The 16,110-nt window shown below is 66.4% G+C and carries 14 protein-coding genes and 1 riboswitch; of the genes, 9 read left to right on the forward strand and 5 right to left on the reverse strand.

The window, feature by feature from the left end:
• Positions 1–5 precede the first annotated feature (5 nt).
• Positions 6–1,046: a GTP 3',8-cyclase MoaA gene (gene moaA, locus EAH73_RS14355; RefSeq protein WP_140467676.1), complete on the reverse strand. Its 1,041-nt coding sequence runs from the start codon at positions 1,044–1,046 to the stop codon at positions 6–8.
• 135 nt (positions 1,047–1,181) lie between these two features.
• Here moaA and EAH73_RS14360 point away from each other — a divergent pair, with 135 nt between their 5' ends.
• Both EAH73_RS14360 and EAH73_RS14365 read left to right on the forward strand, forming a co-directional pair.
• Positions 1,182–1,424 carry a MoaD/ThiS family protein gene (locus tag EAH73_RS14360; protein ID WP_140467678.1) on the forward strand — a complete coding sequence of 81 codons (243 nt, stop codon included), beginning with the start codon at positions 1,182–1,184 and terminating at the stop codon, positions 1,422–1,424.
• A 46-nt stretch (positions 1,425–1,470) separates the two neighbouring features.
• Positions 1,471–1,893 carry a molybdenum cofactor biosynthesis protein MoaE gene (locus tag EAH73_RS14365; protein ID WP_140467680.1) on the forward strand — a complete coding sequence of 141 codons (423 nt, stop codon included), beginning with the start codon at positions 1,471–1,473 and terminating at the stop codon, positions 1,891–1,893.
• Between the two features lie 10 nt (positions 1,894–1,903).
• On the opposite strand, the gene EAH73_RS14370 is transcribed toward EAH73_RS14365, so the two are convergent.
• The 3 genes from EAH73_RS14370 to moaC form a co-directional block, all read right to left on the reverse strand.
• Positions 1,904–4,165, reverse strand: a complete 2,262-nt coding sequence (locus EAH73_RS14370) for a S41 family peptidase (protein ID WP_161599559.1) — start codon at positions 4,163–4,165, stop codon at positions 1,904–1,906.
• A 73-nt stretch (positions 4,166–4,238) separates the two neighbouring features.
• A complete protein-coding gene (locus EAH73_RS23490; RefSeq protein WP_205013008.1) occupies positions 4,239–5,423 on the reverse strand; it encodes an NTP transferase domain-containing protein in 1,185 nt (394 codons plus the stop codon).
• Between the two features lie 116 nt (positions 5,424–5,539).
• Complete coding sequence (gene moaC / locus EAH73_RS14380; protein ID WP_140467684.1) at positions 5,540–6,022, reverse strand: cyclic pyranopterin monophosphate synthase MoaC; 483 nt, start codon at positions 6,020–6,022, stop codon at positions 5,540–5,542.
• A gap of 174 nt (positions 6,023–6,196) precedes the next feature.
• Between moaC and EAH73_RS14385 the strand changes: the two genes are divergently transcribed.
• The 3 genes from EAH73_RS14385 (at position 6,197) to metF (ending at position 12,566) form a co-directional block, all read left to right on the forward strand.
• The gene (locus EAH73_RS14385) at positions 6,197–7,405 is read left to right on the forward strand and encodes a molybdopterin molybdotransferase MoeA (protein ID WP_140467686.1); all 1,209 of its coding nucleotides are present in this window, start codon (positions 6,197–6,199) and stop codon (positions 7,403–7,405) included.
• Between the two features lie 173 nt (positions 7,406–7,578).
• Positions 7,579–7,687, forward strand: a riboswitch (SAM riboswitch).
• A gap of 73 nt (positions 7,688–7,760) precedes the next feature.
• Entirely contained in the window at positions 7,761–11,522 is a 3,762-nt protein-coding gene (metH, locus tag EAH73_RS14390; RefSeq protein WP_140467688.1) for a methionine synthase, read from the forward strand.
• An 87-nt stretch (positions 11,523–11,609) separates the two neighbouring features.
• Positions 11,610–12,566, forward strand: coding sequence for a methylenetetrahydrofolate reductase [NAD(P)H] (metF, locus tag EAH73_RS14395; RefSeq protein WP_140467690.1), 957 nt, complete (start codon positions 11,610–11,612; stop codon positions 12,564–12,566).
• On the opposite strand, the gene EAH73_RS14400 is transcribed toward metF, so the two are convergent.
• On the reverse strand, positions 12,563–12,856 hold the full coding sequence (locus EAH73_RS14400; RefSeq protein WP_140467692.1) for a hypothetical protein: 294 nt from the start codon (positions 12,854–12,856) through the stop codon (positions 12,563–12,565). The genes metF and EAH73_RS14400 overlap by 4 nt on opposite strands.
• Before the next feature lie 291 nt (positions 12,857–13,147).
• On the opposite strand from EAH73_RS14400, the gene EAH73_RS14405 reads away from it, so the two are divergent.
• The 4 genes from EAH73_RS14405 to EAH73_RS14420 all read left to right on the forward strand — a co-directional run bounded on the left by EAH73_RS14405 (position 13,148) and on the right by EAH73_RS14420 (position 16,064).
• Positions 13,148–13,624, forward strand: coding sequence for a tetratricopeptide repeat protein (locus EAH73_RS14405; protein ID WP_140467693.1), 477 nt, complete (start codon positions 13,148–13,150; stop codon positions 13,622–13,624).
• 14 nt (positions 13,625–13,638) lie between these two features.
• On the forward strand, positions 13,639–14,202 hold the full coding sequence (locus EAH73_RS14410) for a hypothetical protein (RefSeq protein WP_140467695.1): 564 nt from the start codon (positions 13,639–13,641) through the stop codon (positions 14,200–14,202).
• A 58-nt stretch (positions 14,203–14,260) separates the two neighbouring features.
• On the forward strand, positions 14,261–15,043 hold the full coding sequence (locus tag EAH73_RS14415; RefSeq protein ID WP_140467697.1) for an MIP/aquaporin family protein: 783 nt from the start codon (positions 14,261–14,263) through the stop codon (positions 15,041–15,043).
• A 175-nt stretch (positions 15,044–15,218) separates the two neighbouring features.
• Positions 15,219–16,064 carry an SDR family oxidoreductase gene (locus EAH73_RS14420; protein ID WP_170214089.1) on the forward strand — a complete coding sequence of 282 codons (846 nt, stop codon included), beginning with the start codon at positions 15,219–15,221 and terminating at the stop codon, positions 16,062–16,064.
• Positions 16,065–16,110 lie beyond the last annotated feature (46 nt).

The raw sequence follows: 16,110 nt of genomic DNA on the forward strand, positions 1-16,110 counted from the left end.
CGTGCTTACCCGCCGATGGTGGCCATGCTCTCGAAGTTGAGCTGGTGCAGCGGGCGTTGGCGCTCGGCCTCGAAGCCGTTGGCGGCGCGGTGGCGGAAGGCGTTGGCCAGGGCTTCCACCACTTGCGCATCAGAAGAACCGCCGCGCAGCAGGGCCCGCACGTCGAGCACGCCCTGGTCGTAAAGGCAGGTTTTGATGCCGCCTTCGGCCGTGAGGCGCAGGCGGTTGCAGGTGCCGCAGAAGGTGCGCGAATACGCCGCGATGATGCCCACCGTGCCCCGGTGCCCGGCAATGCGGTACTCCGAGGCCGTGGCGCCGGCGCCGGTGGCTACCGGCGCAAGGGCCCCGAAGTGGTTTTCCAGGTGCTGGCGGATGCGGCCGTGGTGCCAGGGCAGCGAGGCCGGCGTGGCCACGTGGCTGCCGCCATTGAAGGGCATTTCCTCGATGAAGCGCACGTCCACGGGCAGCTCGCGGCTGAGGTCGGCCAGCGGCACGAGGTCGTCAATGTTGCGGCCGTCCATCACCACGGCGTTGATTTTCACTTGAATGCCGGCTGCCAGCAGCGCGTGAAAAGTTTCCATGACGCGCGGCAGCTCGTCGCGCCGCGTGATTTGGAAAAACCGCTCCCGGTCGAGTGTGTCCAGACTCAGGTTCACGGCCTTAACGCCCATGCGGGCCAGAGCTGGCACGTGGGGGGCCGTCAGCACGCCATTGGTGGTCAGGCTCAGGTCGTCGATGCCGGGCAGGGCGGCCAGGCGCTCCATGAAAGGCACCAGGTCGCGCCGCACAAAGGGCTCGCCGCCGGTGAGGCGCACTTTGCGCACGCCCAGGCCAGCCAGCAGGCCCACCAAGCGCAGCATTTCCTCGTAGCTAAGCAGCTCGTTCTTCGGCATATACTGGATGCCTTGCTCGGGCATGCAGTAGAAGCAGCGCAGGTTGCAACGGTCCGTCACGGCCAAGCGCACGTACTCGAGCGGCCGGCCGTGCTGGTCGATAAGAGTAGTGGCCGGCGTGGCGGCGGCCGGCAAAAGCGCAGAAGTCAGCATATTCAGTCCCTGTTTTGCCCTTTCGTACGTAAAGCGGGCGGGTTCAGCTAAACCTCTAATCGGCCGCCGGTGTTCAAGGGCGCAACGCCAACGGCCCCGGCGGGCGTTTCCGCTCGGGTAAATTTACCAAAAATTATGGCCCTGAAAATCGCCTTATTCGGCATCACCCGCGACATTGTGGGCCAGCCCACGCTGGAAATGCCCGCCCCCGCCCCCGCCACCGTGGGGGCCCTGCTCGACCGTATGCGGGCCAGCTACCCGGCCCTGGGCCAGTTGCGCAGCTGTGCCGTGGCCGTGAACAACGAATATGCCCCCGCCGAGCAAGCCATCGGCCCGAACGACGAAATCGCGCTGATTCCGCCCGTGGCCGGCGGCTAGTTTTTTAAATATTAATCGGCACCCGTTTCTCGCTTCTCTTCCTTAAATGACGCCCCACCTTTCCATTACTGACCAATCCATTGACGTGGCCGCGGCCCTGGCCGCCGTGCAAACCGACGCCGCGGGGGCCGTCAATTCCTTCATCGGCACGGTGCGCAACCAGAGCGGGGGCCGCCGGGTGCGCCGCCTGCACTACGAGTCGTACGACAGCATGGCCCTCACGCAGCTCGGCCACGTGGTGGCCCAGGCCTACGAAAAGTGGCCCATGCTGCAGGAAGTGGCCGTGGTGCACCGCAAAGGCACCCTGAACCTCGGCGACGTGGCCGTGGTGGTGGCCGTGGCCACGCCCCACCGCGCCGAAAGCTTCGCCGCGTGCCAGTTCATCATCGACACGCTCAAGCAGGTGGTAACCATCTGGAAGCGCGAGGAATACGAAGACGGCACCGAGTGGGTAGCGGCGCACCCGTAGGGGCGAGCAGCTACGGGGTTTCGATGAGCTGCACGGCGCGTTCTAGCACTTCGTCGCGCCCGGCGCGGATGCCCTCGATGGTGGGCTGCACCACTACATCGGGCACGATGCCGACGCGCTGGGTTTCGCGCCCATCGGGGTAGTACACGCCCAGGCCGCTAATCCAGCTGGAGATGTTGCCGGGCAGGACGATAGTAGACACGTTGCCATCGGCCCCGGCGGTAGTGCTGCCCACCACGGTGGCCCCCGGCACGGCGCGCAAAGCCATAGCGGTGAACTCAGCCAGGCTCTGGGTGAGCTCATTTACCAGAACGACGACTTTGCCTGCGTACGGCGCGCCTTTGCTGGCCGGTATCGTTAGGGGTGGAGCAGTTAGAAACACGCCTGGGTAGTTAAGCTGGGGGCCGCTGAACTGCCCAAATGCCGTTTTTTTGGGCATCAGGTACTGCGGTAGGGCGTAGGACACGAGGAATTCGGCCGGGTAGTTGCGCACGTCAATCACTAGGCCCTTGGTTGCCTTGGCGGCTTGCATAATGGTGGGCAGCTGGTCTTTGTGCAGGGTGCCCATCGTGAGCAAGCCAATGTTGCCGGGCAGCACGTGCCAGGCCGGGGCCTTGGGGTCGGGCGTGCCGTTATTCAGGGCCAGGTTGAGCTGCGCTGCGGGCACGCGGGCTACCGTGAGAGGTAAGTCGCGGCCGTCGCGGCGCACCAGCAGCTTCACTTGGTCAGTGCGGCCACGCAGCAGGTTTTGGGCGATGTTGCGCAGTTGAGTGGGCTCGTTGGAAGCAGGCGTGAGCGGCAGCCGGGCTTTCACTAGGTCGGGCACCGGCACGCCATCTATTTGCAGCACCACATCGCCTTTTTGCAGACCGGTAGCCGGGCCCAGCTGGTCGTGGTAGTAGCCCGTTACCACGGCCTGGCCTTCCGCAAAGCGCACCTGCGCCGGTGCATAATACAGGCCGTAGTAAGCACTCATCACTTTGTCAGTACCGAAAATATTGGCGTGTGAGTCGTGGATGCGGGTAATGAGGCCTAGTGCGGTCAGCCGGTATTGCTCGTCGGTGCGGGCGGCGGCGAATTGCGGGATGAACGCGGGCAGCACCTTTTGCCAATCTTCCCCAATGGCGTAGCGGTAGGGGTAGAAATAGGCAATCATGTTCCAGTAGCGGTACAGGGCCAGCAGGCGCAGGCCGGCATCGGGGGTGGTGGGGCTGGCGTAGGCTTGCTCGTGGTGGAAAACGGGGTTGCCCGAGTAAGGCGCGTCGCTCACGTAGTAGTGGGGGACCTGGTTGCGGTTGCGGCGCAGGTACTCCAGCTGCTGGCTCAGGGCGGGGCCCAGTTGCTTTTCGTCGGTCAGCCAGTCCAGGTCGGGTTGCAGGCGGATGGGGAGGCTGCTGGTTTGGCGGCAGGTGGCGCAGGCGGGCACGGGGCCCAGGCTGGTCAGCCAGGCGCTCAGCACTTCGTTGCGGGCCTGCGGGGTGGCGCTGCTGAGCACCTTGGGCAGCACGCGCAGCAGCTCAGCGTCCCAGTTGTAGTCGCCGCGGGCCACGGCGGGGTGGTAGTACTTCACGAAGCCCCACACCCGACCCAGCACGGCCAGATTATCGATTTGCGTCGGGCTCAGGTTGTCCAGCGCGATGCCGGAGCCGCGCCGGAAGGCCGTGTCCTGCGCCGCCTTGTAGCGCTTTATTTCCTTGAACGGAGCCTTGGCCAGGGGCTTGCCGTCCACGGTCAGCGCCAGGTCGTCAATCCACATGGTGCCCGTGCCGGACGTGAGGCCGCCGAGCCAGACGGATTGCGCACTGGCGTCCAGGGCAAGCTCGATGGTGTAGCGCTTCCAGTCGGTGGTGCCCTGCACGTTCAGCTTGCTCATGTTATCAAAGTCCAGCGTGCCCTCGTCGCCATCCACCCGCAGCCAGAGGCCGGCGTAGCTGCCCTGGATGTTCTCGGTTTTCATGAAGCCCGTCAGCCTGATGGTTTTGCCCCGGAAGTTGGCCGGAATGCGCAGAATAGCCACGCCAAACTCCTTGCTATCCGGCTTCTTATCTACCGAACGAATGCGCAAAGAATATTTTCCTTGCTGGCGCACAACCGAGTCGGCGACCATTTCATAGGCCCCGTTCGTCCCGTTTAGTTGCGCCCGCCAGCCGGTGGGCCGGTTGGTTTGGTGGTCAATGCGCTCAAAATCCAGGTTCAGCGCGGCAGGAGTTGTTTGGGCCCGCGCGGCCGTGCACCCGGCCAGCAGCCCCAGGCAAAGGAAGAGGTGTTTCATCAAAACACAGATGGCTGGGGGCCCCATAAGGTTGCTTAGCACCAAACATTTACCCCGGCGTCCCGCAGTTTGGCTACCCTCCTTGCAGCGCTGTTTCCGCCGCGGCGCGCTCTTCGGGGGTGTTCACGTTGCGCAATTCCTCGGGCACGGGCGGGGCCAGCACGGCCGTGTCGGAGTTGATGAGGGCCTTGCGGGGGCACGAGTAGCCGAGGCTGAGGAAGCGCAGCAGTTCGCCGTAGGCCCTTGGTTCCCAAATGGTGACGAGCGGCTCGGGGAAGTCGTTCCAGGGGCTTTGCAGGGCAGTGGCGAAGCGGGCGGGTTGGCGGTTACCCACCAAGAATTCCAGCGTGGTGCGGGTGAGCAGCGGCAGGTCGCAGGCCAGCACCAGCCACGCGGCGTTGGGGTCGGCCCGGAAGGCGCTGAGCAGCCCGCCCAGGGGCCCCAGGCCGGCAAACGTGTCGGGCAGTGGCACGAGGCCGGCGGGCAGTTCGTCAGCCTGATCAGGGCGGACGGACACGCGCACGTCGGCGCAAAACTCGTGGAGCAGCGCGGCGGTGTGCTGGCGCTGGTCGGCGGCGCCGTGGTAGTGCAGGGCCCCTTTGTCGGTGCGCATCCGTTCGCTGCGGCCGCCGGCCAGCACCAGGCCGCGCAGCACGGGCACGGCCGCGGCGTACCAGTTTTGGATGAACGCGGCGATGCCGGCCGCGTCGGCCAGCGGCAGCACGGGTGGCTGCGGGGCCCCCGCCAAGTGCGCCAGCAGCACCGCGGGCAGCTCGGTTTGGCCATCGGCCAGCAGCACGAGGCGCACGTCGGTGAGGCGGTCGAGCTTCTTGTCCAGCGGCTTGCGCGGGTCAACGATGACGACTTGCTGGCGGGCGCGGAAGTGGTTGCCATTCACCAGCACCACGCTTTCGTGGGCCAGCAGTTCGGGCTGCGAGAACTTGTCGAGGGCGCGGGCGGTGTTCAGCTGGCGGTACGTGATTTTATCCACCAGCTCGGCCGAGAGGCCGTTTTCGCCCACGGCCGGCACCAGCTTGGCGGGCGCGGGGGCCCCCAGCGCGGCGTCGCCGGCGGCGTGGTCGGCATCGACGTAGGCCACGCGCAGGGCCGGGGCCAGGTGGGGCAGCAGCCGCGCCACCAGCGCCTGGATGTCGCCGCACGGGGCCCCCAGGATGGCCAGTTCGTGGCGGCCAAATTCGCCCACGTCGGGCCGGGCCAGGGCGGCGTGCTTGGCGCGCTTGTTTTCGGAAGGATTCATAGTAATGGTATTGAATCAGTGAATTTCAGGGTTGTACCACCAAGCTGGGCTTGGTTTTGCCCCAGGAGCCCTAAAGGCAGCATACGCGAGACCAAGCACAGCTTGGTGGTACAAGCTCACGGCCGCAGGAAGTCGCGCTTGCCACCGGTTTTTTCAATCAGCTGCACGCCCGTAATGGTGATGTCGTGCGAGAAGGCCTTGCACATGTCGTAGATGGTGAGGGCGGCTACGCTGGCGCCGGTGAGGGCTTCCATCTCGACGCCGGTGCGGCCCGTGACCACGGCCGTGCACACCACGCGCAGGGCGTCGGGGCCGTCGGGCTCGATGGTGATTTGGCAATCATCCAGGCCCAGCGGGTGGCAGAGCGGGATGAGGTCGGCCGTTTTTTTGGCCCCCATAATGCCCGCTAGGATGGCCGTGTGCACCACGGGGCCCTTGTGGCTGGGCAGCTCGCCGGCCTGCACGCGGCCCAGCAGTTCGGGGCCCAGCACCACGCGGCAGTGGGCGCGGGCCAGGCGGCGGGTGGGCGTTTTCTGGCCCACGTCCACCATCGTGGGCTGGTTGGCGGCGTTGACGTGGGTGAATTTGTCGGACAGCATGAGGCGAGTGGTTCGGGTGGGTGGGCGTGCGGGGCCCCGGCTAAAACCAGCCAAGGCCCCAAATTGTGCGAAAGGCCCAGACAAAGCTAGCCGGGCGCCGTACCTTCTACGGAACGCGGCCGCCGGCCGCCTAGCCGGGCGCCACGCGCTGCTCGATTACCGCTTCCCGAACCCATGATTTCCGTTGCCGAAGCCTACGCCCGCGTGCTGGCCACCGCCCACCCGCTGCCGCCCGAAACCCTGCCCCTGCCCGCCGCTGCCGGCCGCATCCTGGCCGAGGCCCTGGCCGCCGACCGCGACTTTCCGCCCTTCGACCGGGTGGCGATGGACGGCATTGCCGTGGCCCACGCCGCCTGGGCCGGCGGCCAAACGGTGTTTCCCATCGCGCACGCGCAGTTTGCCGGGGCCCCCGCCCGGCCGCTGCCCGGCCCGGGCGTGGCCGCGGAGGTGATGACCGGCGCCGTGCTGCCCCCCGGTGCCGATACCGTGGTGCGCTACGAAGACATTACCATCGCTAACCAGCAGGCTGCCATTAACATCGCGGCGCCCGCCCGGGCCGGCGTGAACGTGCACGCCCAAGCCGCCGACCGCCGCCGCGGCGACCTGCTGCTGCCCGCCGGCACCCGCCTCACGCCCGCCGCCCTGGCCGTGGCCGCCACCGTGGGGGCCCCCGAGGTGCACGTGACGCGCCTGGCCCGGGTGGCCGTGGTGAGCACCGGTGACGAGCTGGTGGACGTGGCCGCCACGCCCCTGCCCCACCAAATCCGGCGCTCCAACGCCTACGCCGTGCAGGCCCTGCTGGCCCCCGCCGGGGCCGACGTGCACCTGTTCCACCTGCCCGACGACCTGCCCACGCTACGCCAGGGCCTGACGAACATCCTCGCCGCCGGCTTCGACGCCGTGGTGCTGAGCGGGGCCGTGAGCAAAGGCCGCGCCGACCACCTGCCCGGGCTGCTGCGCGAGCTGGGCGTGGAAGAAATTTTCCACGAAGTGAACCAGCGCCCCGGCAAGCCCATGTGGTTCGGGGTCCGGGCCGGCGGGGGCCCCGTGGTGTTCGGCCTGCCCGGCAACCCCGTTTCGACGCTGCTGACGGCGGCGCGCTACGTGCGGCCCTGGCTGCTGGCCTGCCAGCAGCCGGCGGCCGGGGCCCCGGGCCCCACACCGGCCGTGCTCGCCGCCCCCGTGCAGTTCCGCCCCGCGCTGGCGCACCTGCTGCCGGTGCAAATTGCGGTGGATGCGCTAGGCGTGCGCCGCGCCACGCCGGTGGCCGTGGGCGGCTCCGGCGACCTGGCCGGCTTGCTCGGGGCCGACGCGTTTCTGGAGCTGCCGGCGGAACTGACGGACTTTGCCGCTGGCACCGCGTGGCCGGCGTGGCCGCTGTAGGGCCCCAGGACCAGCAATTGGGCCGGGCCGCCGGCTTTTCGCTGGCTGCCCGGTAATCGTTGCCACCGTTGCCAAACCCAAGCAGCGGCCATGCAGCGATTACCGGGCAGCCGATGAAAAGCCGGCAGCCCGGCCCGGCTATTACTTCCTTCCCGTGCGTATCTTCGCAGTAGCTGCTATCCAGAAAGACCGAGGGACTGGGCCCTGTGACGTCTTGGCAACCTGCTTTGAGTAGGTGCCAACTCCCGTTCTGCCAACGCGTTTGGCGGAAGAAGATGCCAGCCGGAACCGCCCCTGATAGGAGCGGGTTTCTTTCTGGATAAGCGCGTTCGTCCGCCGCTTTTATCTGGTTAGCATGTCCGGTTTCGCTTCCTCCCCCGCCCTTACCGCCCCCGAAACACCCACGGCCGACGCCGCGTGTAGCAGCCCCTTACCCGCGCTGCTGCGCCAGCGCCTGCTGATTCTGGACGGGGCCATGGGCACCATGATTCAGCGCCACCCGCTCACGGAAGAAGACTTCCGGGGCCCCCGCTTCGCCGACCACCCCAAGCCGTTGCGCGGCAACAACGACCTGCTGAGCCTGACGCGGCCCGACATCATCCGCGGCATCCACGCCGAATACTTTGCCGCCGGGGCCGACATGGTGGAAACCAACACGTTTTCGGGCACCACCATTGCCCAGGCCGACTATGGCTTGGAGCACGTGGTGTACGAGCTGAATTACGAGTCGGCGCGCCTAGCCCGCGACGCGGCCGACGAGTACTCCACGCCCGACAAGCCGCGCTTCGTGGCCGGGGCCGTGGGGCCCACCAACCGCACCGCTTCGCTCTCGCCCGATGTGAACCGCCCCGGCTTCCGCGCCGTGACCTTTGACGAGCTGGCCACGGCCTACCTGGAGCAGGTGCGCGGGCTGGTAGACGGCGGCGTGGACACGCTGCTCATCGAAACGATTTTTGACACCCTGAACGCCAAGGCGGCGCTGTACGCGGTGCAGAAGTTCTTCGACGATGGCGGGCGCCAAGTGCCGGTCATGATTTCGGGCACTATCACCGACGCCTCGGGCCGCACGCTCTCGGGCCAAACCGTGGAAGCGTTCTGGAACTCCATCCGCCACCTGCCGCTGCTGAGCGTGGGCCTGAACTGCGCCCTCGGCGCCAACCAACTCAAGCAGTACGTGGAGGAGCTGAGCCGCATTTCCGACGTGCACATCTCGGCTTACCCCAACGCCGGCTTGCCCAACGCGTTCGGTGGCTACGACGAATCGGCGCAGGAATTTGCGGCCTTGGTGGAAGATTACCTCAAGGACGGCATCCTCACGGTGGTGGGCGGCTGCTGCGGCACCACGCCCCAGCATATTGCCGAGCTGAGCAAGCTGGCCGAGAAATACAAGCCGCGCCCGCTACCTGCCCCCGGGGCCCCGGCCACGCGCCTGAGCGGCCTGGAGCCGTTCGGCATCACCAAGGAGAGCCTGTTTGTGAACGTGGGCGAGCGCTGCAACGTGACCGGCTCGCGCGCGTTTGCCCGCCTCATCCGCACGGGGGCCTACGAAGAAGCCCTGGCCGTGGCCCGCGCCCAGGTGGAGGGCGGGGCCCAGGTCATCGACGTGAACATGGACGAGGGCATGCTCGACTCGGAGCAGGCCATGACCACGTTCCTGAACTTAATTGCCTCGGAGCCCGACATTTCGCGGGTGCCGCTGATGATTGACTCCTCGAAGTGGAGCGTGCTCGAAGCCGGCCTGAAGTGCGTGCAGGGCAAGAGCATCGTGAACTCAATTTCGTTGAAAGAGGGCGAAGAGGTGTTTTTGCAGCGGGCCCGCACCGTGCGCCAGTACGGCGCGGCCATGGTGGTGATGGCCTTCGACGAGGACGGCCAGGCCGACACGCTGGAGCGCCGCAAGGTCATCTGCCAGCGCAGCTACGACCTGCTGATGGGCATCGGCTTCCCGGCCGAAGACATCATCTTCGACGCCAACATCCTCATCGTGGGCACGGGCATGGAGGAGCACCGCACCTACGCGCTCGACTTTATTGAGGCCGTGCGCTGGATAAAAGCTACCCTGCCGGGGGCCCTCACGAGCGGTGGCGTGAGCAACATTTCGTTCTCGTTCCGGGGCAACGACGTGGTGCGCGAGGCCATCCACTCGTCGTTCCTGCTGCACGCCATCCGCGCCGGGCTCGACATGGGCATCGTGAACCCCAGCCAGTTGGCCGTGTACGACGACGTGCCCAAGGACCTGATGGAGCTGGTGGAAGACGTGCTGCTGAACCGCCGCGCCGACGCCACCGAGCGCCTGGTGGACTTCGCCGAAACCGTTAAGAAGAAGGACAAAACCGAGGTGGTGGCCGACGCTTGGCGCGCCCTGCCGGTGCAGGAGCGCCTGCAGCACGCCCTCATCAAGGGCATCACCGAGTTCATCGACCAGGACACCGAGGAGGTGCGCCAGCAAGTGGCCCGGCCGCTCGACGTGATTGAGGGGCCCCTGATGAGCGGCATGAACGTGGTGGGCGACCTGTTCGGGGCCGGCAAAATGTTCCTGCCCCAGGTGGTGAAATCGGCCCGCGTGATGAAGAAAGCGGTGGCGTATTTGGAGCCCTACTTGCTGGCCGACAAGCAGAGTGGCGACCGCCAAACGGCCGGTAAGATCCTGCTGGCCACGGTGAAAGGCGACGTGCACGACATCGGCAAGAACATCGTGGGCGTGGTGCTGGCCTGTAACAATTTCGACATCGTGGACCTGGGCGTGATGGTGCCCCTGGAGCGGATTCTGGACGAGGCCGTGCTGCAAGGCGCCGACATCATCGGCCTCTCGGGTCTCATCACGCCCTCGCTCGACGAGATGGTGTACGTGGGCCAGGCCATGCAGAAGCGCGGCCTCGCGGTGCCGCTGCTCATCGGCGGGGCCACCACTTCGCGCCTGCACACGGCCGTCAAAATTGCGCCTGGCTACGGGGGCCCCGTGGTGCACGTCAACGACGCTTCGCGCTCGGTGGGCGTGGCCGCCGGCCTGCTCGGCTCGGGCCGCGCCGCCTACGCCCAAACCGTGGCCGACGACTACGCCGCCCTGCGCACCGACTACGCCGGCCGCCAGCGCGACAAGAACTACCAAACCATTGCCGACGCCCGCGCCAACGGCGTGAAAATCGACTGGGCTGGGGCCCCCATCACCAAGCCCACATTCTTGGGCACCAAGACGTTTGACAACTACGACCTGGCCGAGCTGGCGCAGTACATCGACTGGACGCCCTTCTTCCACACCTGGGAGCTGAAGGGGCGCTACCCGCGCATCCTCACCGACGAAAACCTGGGCGAAGCGGCCACCAAACTGTTTGAGGACGCGCAGGCCATGCTGAAGAAAATTGTGGACGAGAAGCTGCTCACGGCCCGCGCCGTGGTGGGCTTCTGGCCGGCCAACACGGTGGGCCACGACACCATTGAGCTCTACGCCGACGACGAGCGCGGGGCCCCCGTGGCCGAGTTTTTCACCCTGCGCCAGCAGGGCGAGAAGGGCCCCGGCATCCCCAACATCGCCTTTTCTGATTTTCTGGCGCCCAAGGACAGCGGCCGCGCCGACTACATGGGCGGCTTCGCCGTGACGACCGGCATCGGCATCGAGAAGCTGGTGGAGGCCTTTGAGAAAGACCACGACGACTACTCCAGTATCATGGTGAAGGCCCTGGCCGACCGCCTCGCCGAGGCCTTCGCCGAGCGCCTGCACCAGCGCGTGCGCGAGGAGTTCTGGGGCTACGCGGCCGGCGAGCAGCTGACCGGCGACGACCTCATCCAGGAGAAGTACCAGGGCGTGCGCCCGGCCCCCGGCTACCCGGGCTGCCCCGACCACACCGAGAAAATTACGCTTTTCCAACTGCTCGACGCCGAGCGCCAAACGGGCATCACGCTCACCGAAAACCTGGCCATGTACCCCACGGCGGCCGTGAGCGGCATGTACTACGCCCACCCCGACTCGCGCTACTTCGGCCTCGGCAAAATCGGCCGCGACCAGGTGGTGGACATGGCCCAGCGCAAGGGCATGGCCCTGCCCGACCTGGAGCGCTGGCTGATGCCCAACCTGAACTACGAACCCGTGGCCGCCGACGCGGTGGCCGCAACTGCCTAAAGGCCAGCGCTACTACGCTACGCCCTTATCCTTCCACTCCGCTTGCCAACCCCTGCCGGCTAAGAACCGGCCACGGGGCCCCTTCCCATGAAAGTCACCGAACACCTCGCCCAGGCCAAGGGCAAAACGCTGTTTTCCTTCGAAGTGCTGCCGCCGAAAAAGGGCGAGAACATCCACACGCTGTTTTCGAACATCGAGCCGCTGATGGAATTCAAACCGCCGTTCATCGACGTGACTTATCACCGCGAGGAATACGTGTACCGCCAGCACCCCAACGGCCTGTTGGAGAAGAAAACCGTGCGCCGCCGGCCGGGCACGGTGGGCATTTGCGCGGCCATCAAAAACCGCTTCGACGTGGACACCGTGCCGCATCTGATTTGCGGGGGCTTCACGAAGGAGGAAACCGAGAACGCACTGATTGACTTGCACTTCCTGGGCATCGACACGGTGCTGGCCCTGCGCGGCGACCCCATCAAGTCGGAAGGCGTATTCAAGCCCGAGCCCGACGGCCACGCTTACGCCTGCGACCTCATCGGGCAGGTAGCCGACCTGAACAAGGGCGAGTACCTCGACCAGGAGCAGGACGACGCCTGGGCCACCAGCTTCTGCATCGGCACGGCCGGCTACCCCGAGAAGCACTTTGAGGCCCCCAACTACGGGGCCGACATTCGCTACCTCAAGCACAAGGTGGACCGCGGCGCCGACTACATCGTGACGCAGATGTTCTTCGACAACGAGCAATTCTTCGACTTCGAGCGCCGCTGCCGCGCGGCCGGCATTATGGTGCCCATCATTCCGGGCCTCAAGCCGCTCACCACCAAGGCCCAGCTTTCGGCCTTGCCCCGCAACTTCTTTCTCAACTTCCCCGAGCCGCTGGTGGAGGCCATCAGCCAGTGCCGCGACAACGAGGCCGCCCGCATCATCGGCACCGAGTGGTGCCTCAACCAAAGCCGCGAGCTGATGGCCCACGGCGTGCCCTCGCTGCACTACTACTCAATGGGCAAGTCGGAAAACATCCGCAAGGTGGCCAAGGAGCTGTTTTAAGCCATCTGTAGGCTTAGCTTTTGCAAAGTTGAATCGGCTAGATAACCAGCGATAAAAGCTGCGTAGATATTTTCGATTGGCCGGCCGGCACTGTTCGAATAAGCCGTTATCAGGCAGGCAACTATCAAGGAGAACAAGCCCGTTGCGAGGTAAGGAGACACGACTTTCCAGAAGCTCGGTGCCATTGACCTCGCAGCAGCGTCGGGCTTGGGCAGCAAGGGCCGGATCAGGGGCAAAATAACGCTGACCAGCACCCCCGCTGCTGTGGCGAAGTAGAGGTCAAGACGCATCGGAGGAAGTTCAGCAGGGTCCATCGGGCAGTGGCTTAGTGTACGAATACCCAAAATAGAGAAATTATTTATTAAATTATATATTTTACTTATTATATAATACATCTTGTCCGCTGAGAAGCAGATTTTTCTGATGCCAGAAGATGCCTCCCACCAGCGACCCACGGCCGACGCCACGCCTGAATGTGGCGGCTACAGCACCAGCCAACCGTAAAATCCAGGCGTGGCGTCGTTTTAAACGGTTGTAATTCCGTATGATTCGGCTGCCCTCTATTTCATTTTGCTTCTGCTATGCTCGACAACCTCTTTGCCCAGCTCCGCGTGGCCACTGCGCCGGCCGAGATTGAGGCCCTGCAAAACGGCATCTGGCAGGTGTGGCTGGCCACCGGCGACGCGGCCCTCGACAAGCAGCTGGAGGCCGGGATGCGCGCCCTGCAAGCCGCCGATTTCACCCGCGCCATCGGCGTGTTTGACGAGCTGATTGCCGCCGCCCCGCACCTGGCCGAGGGCTGGAACAAGCGCGCCACCGCCTACTACCAGCGCGGCGACTACCGCGCCTCGCTCGCCGACATTGCCGAAACCCTGCGCCGCGAGCCCCGCCACTTTGGGGCCCTGTGGGGCCAGGCGGCCATTCTGCGGCAGCTCGCCGACCCGCGCCGGGCCCTGCGCACGCTGAAGCAGCTGGAAACCTTGTGCCCGCACCTGCCCGGCTTGCGCGAGCAGCAGCTGGCCCTGCGCGAGCAGCTGGAAGACGGCGGCGCTTTCTAAAGTACATTTCGCACATGAAAACGTTCTCTTCCTTCGCCGCCCACGCGCTGGCCCTGGGGGCCCTGGCCAGCCTGCTGACGGCCTGCGACTCGACCCCGCGCGAGCGCCAGGCCGTGGTGCGCGAGCAGTCGCGCAAGCTCGACACGTTGGCCCGCCAGGGCGGCAAAACCCTGGCCCGCCTGGGCCGCCAAACCGCCCAGTACGACGCCGCCAACCGCGCCCGCCGCGCCGAGCCGCTCAGCCCGGCCCGCAAAAAAATAATGGCCGCCAACCTGCTGGGGCCCTACGCCGGGCACCTCGACGCCATGATGCCGGCCACCATCGGGGGCCCCTACCAGCAACTACTGCAGCAAACCCGCGCCCGCCGCCAGGCCTGGACCGACCGCGACTGGGACTACGCCCGCGCCGTGTACGCCGACGTGAACGCCGCCCTGGCCCGCGTGCGGCTCGACTTACCGGCCCGCGACGAACTGCGCGTGCGCGCCTGGCAGGCCGAGTTTGTGGCCCTGCAAGCCGGCCACACCGCCGCCGGGCTGCACGCCGCCACCCGCCGCCCCGCGGCGGCGGCCGGCCGCTAGCGCCAAACATCGGGGGCGCTATCGGCGTTGGGCAGGTTCTACCAACGCTCTTTGTCTCATGGGTTTTGCCCGCGAACTGCTTCCGGCCCTGCGCCGCCACTGGCCCTACTACCTGGCGGAAGCCGCGGGGCCCGCCGCCTTTTTGGTGGTGTCGAGCGCCACGGCGGTCATCTTTCACCACCCCAACTCGGCCGTGGCCCGCGCCCTGGGGCCCAGCGAGTTGGTGCAGCGCGTGGGGCTGGGGCTGGTCATCGCCGGGCTGATTATGGCCATGGCCTACTCGCCTTGGGGCAAGCGCTCGGGGGCCCACTTTAACCCGGCCGTCACGCTGGGCTTTTGGCGGTTGGGCCACATCCGCACCGCCGATGCGGCGTGGTACGTGCTGGCCCAGTTTGCGGGGGCCTTGGGGGCGGGATTCCTTATGTTCAACCTGTTGCAGCAGTGGTTTGGCTACCCCGCCATTCACTACAACATCACCCGGCCCATTACGGGCGACTACGGCTGGCTGCTGGCGCTAGGCGCCGAAATCGGGATTTCGGCGGTGTTTCTGCTGGTGCTGCTGGGGGCCCTGCACTCGGCGCGCTTCAAGGGCTGGGCCGGGGCCCTGTCGGGGCTGATGCTGGCCGTGTTCATCGTGTTCGAGTCGCCCCTGTCGGGCATGAGCCTGAACCCGGCCCGCAGCACGGGCACGGCGGTGGCCGCGCAGCTGGCCCCGGCGCTGTGGGTGTACTTCGCGGGGCCCCTGCTGGCCATGTGGGCGGCGGCGGCGTGGTTTGGGCACTACCGCGCCCGCCAGGCCCTGCCCGAGCGCCCGCCCCTGTACCCCGACCCCACAGCTTAGGGCCCCGGCATGGCCGCCAGGGGCATTTTCCCGTAAAGTAAGGAGCCCACCTTTTCTGCTTTACGCCATGCCCCCTAAAAAACCCACCGCCGCCGTGCCTCCAGGCCCCACCGACGCTCCCAAGCCTAAGAAACCCGCGCCTTCCAAAGCCCCCGTGCGCCCCACGGCCGCGGACATGAAGGCCGTGGCCGAAAAAATACCCTACCCCGGCAAGCAGGCCGACATGAAAATGCAGCCGCAGTCGGACCTGCGGGCCTACCGCGCCGCCGGTAAGCTCCAGGACAAGATTGCCCTCATCACCGGTGCCGACTCGGGCATTGGGCGGGCCGTGGCCGTGGCCTTCGCCAAGGAAGGGGCCCACGTGGTCATCGTGTTCAACGAAAACCTGGAGGACGCCAACCAGACCAAAGCCATGGTGGAGGCCGAGGAGCGCCGCTGCCTGGTGCTCCAGCTCGACGTGCGCGACCCCGAGCAGTGCAAGCAGGCCGTGCGCCGCACCGTGCAGGAGTTTGGCCGGCTGAACATTCTGGTGAACAACGCCGCCTACCAGATGGCGCAGGAGAAATTTGAGGACATCCCGGAGGAGCAAATCCGCCGCACGTTCGACACCAACATCTTGGGCTACATCTGGATGGCGCAGGCCGCCATTCCGCATTTACAAAAAGGCGACGCCATCGTGAACACGGGCAGCATCGTGGGCATCGTGGGCATCCCGCTGCTGGTGGATTACGCCTCCACCAAGGCCGGCATCCACGCCCTCACCAAGTCGCTGGCCCTGTACCTGGGCGAGCGCGGCATCCGGGTGAACGCCGTGGTGCCCGGCCCGGTCTGGACGCCCAACATCCCCGGCACCATGCCGCTGGATGAGGTGGCGAAGTTCGGCCACGAGGTGGCCCTCAAGCGCCCCGGCCAGCCCGACGAGCTGGCCCCGGCCTACGTGCTGCTGGCGTCGGAAGACGGCTCCTTTATGACCGGTAGCCTCGTGCACGTGACGGGCGGCAAGCTCAGCAGCGACGAATAGGGCCCCTGGGGCCCCCGGGCCGGACCGCTTGCCCCTCGGGGTGGGC

This window comes from Hymenobacter nivis (genome assembly GCF_006439025.1).
GTDB lineage: Bacteria > Bacteroidota > Bacteroidia > Cytophagales > Hymenobacteraceae > Hymenobacter > Hymenobacter nivis_A.

Coding starts and splice junctions, on each gene's coding strand:
- metF (WP_140467690.1), top strand. CDS start 11,610: ATGAAAGTCACCGAACACCTCGCCCAGGCCAAGGGCAAAACGCTGTTT.
- EAH73_RS14370 (WP_161599559.1), bottom strand. CDS start 4,165: ATGAAACACCTCTTCCTTTGCCTGGGGCTGCTGGCCGGGTGCACGGCC.
- EAH73_RS14365 (WP_140467680.1), top strand. CDS start 1,471: ATGACGCCCCACCTTTCCATTACTGACCAATCCATTGACGTGGCCGCG.
- metH (WP_140467688.1), top strand. CDS start 7,761: ATGTCCGGTTTCGCTTCCTCCCCCGCCCTTACCGCCCCCGAAACACCC.
- EAH73_RS14420 (WP_170214089.1), top strand. CDS start 15,219: ATGAAGGCCGTGGCCGAAAAAATACCCTACCCCGGCAAGCAGGCCGAC.
- EAH73_RS14405 (WP_140467693.1), top strand. CDS start 13,148: ATGCTCGACAACCTCTTTGCCCAGCTCCGCGTGGCCACTGCGCCGGCC.
- EAH73_RS14360 (WP_140467678.1), top strand. CDS start 1,182: ATGGCCCTGAAAATCGCCTTATTCGGCATCACCCGCGACATTGTGGGC.
- EAH73_RS14385 (WP_140467686.1), top strand. CDS start 6,197: ATGATTTCCGTTGCCGAAGCCTACGCCCGCGTGCTGGCCACCGCCCAC.
- moaA (WP_140467676.1), bottom strand. CDS start 1,046: ATGCTGACTTCTGCGCTTTTGCCGGCCGCCGCCACGCCGGCCACTACT.
- EAH73_RS14410 (WP_140467695.1), top strand. CDS start 13,639: ATGAAAACGTTCTCTTCCTTCGCCGCCCACGCGCTGGCCCTGGGGGCC.
- moaC (WP_140467684.1), bottom strand. CDS start 6,022: ATGCTGTCCGACAAATTCACCCACGTCAACGCCGCCAACCAGCCCACG.
- EAH73_RS23490 (WP_205013008.1), bottom strand. CDS start 5,423: ATGAATCCTTCCGAAAACAAGCGCGCCAAGCACGCCGCCCTGGCCCGG.
- EAH73_RS14400 (WP_140467692.1), bottom strand. CDS start 12,856: ATGCGTCTTGACCTCTACTTCGCCACAGCAGCGGGGGTGCTGGTCAGC.
- EAH73_RS14415 (WP_140467697.1), top strand. CDS start 14,261: ATGGGTTTTGCCCGCGAACTGCTTCCGGCCCTGCGCCGCCACTGGCCC.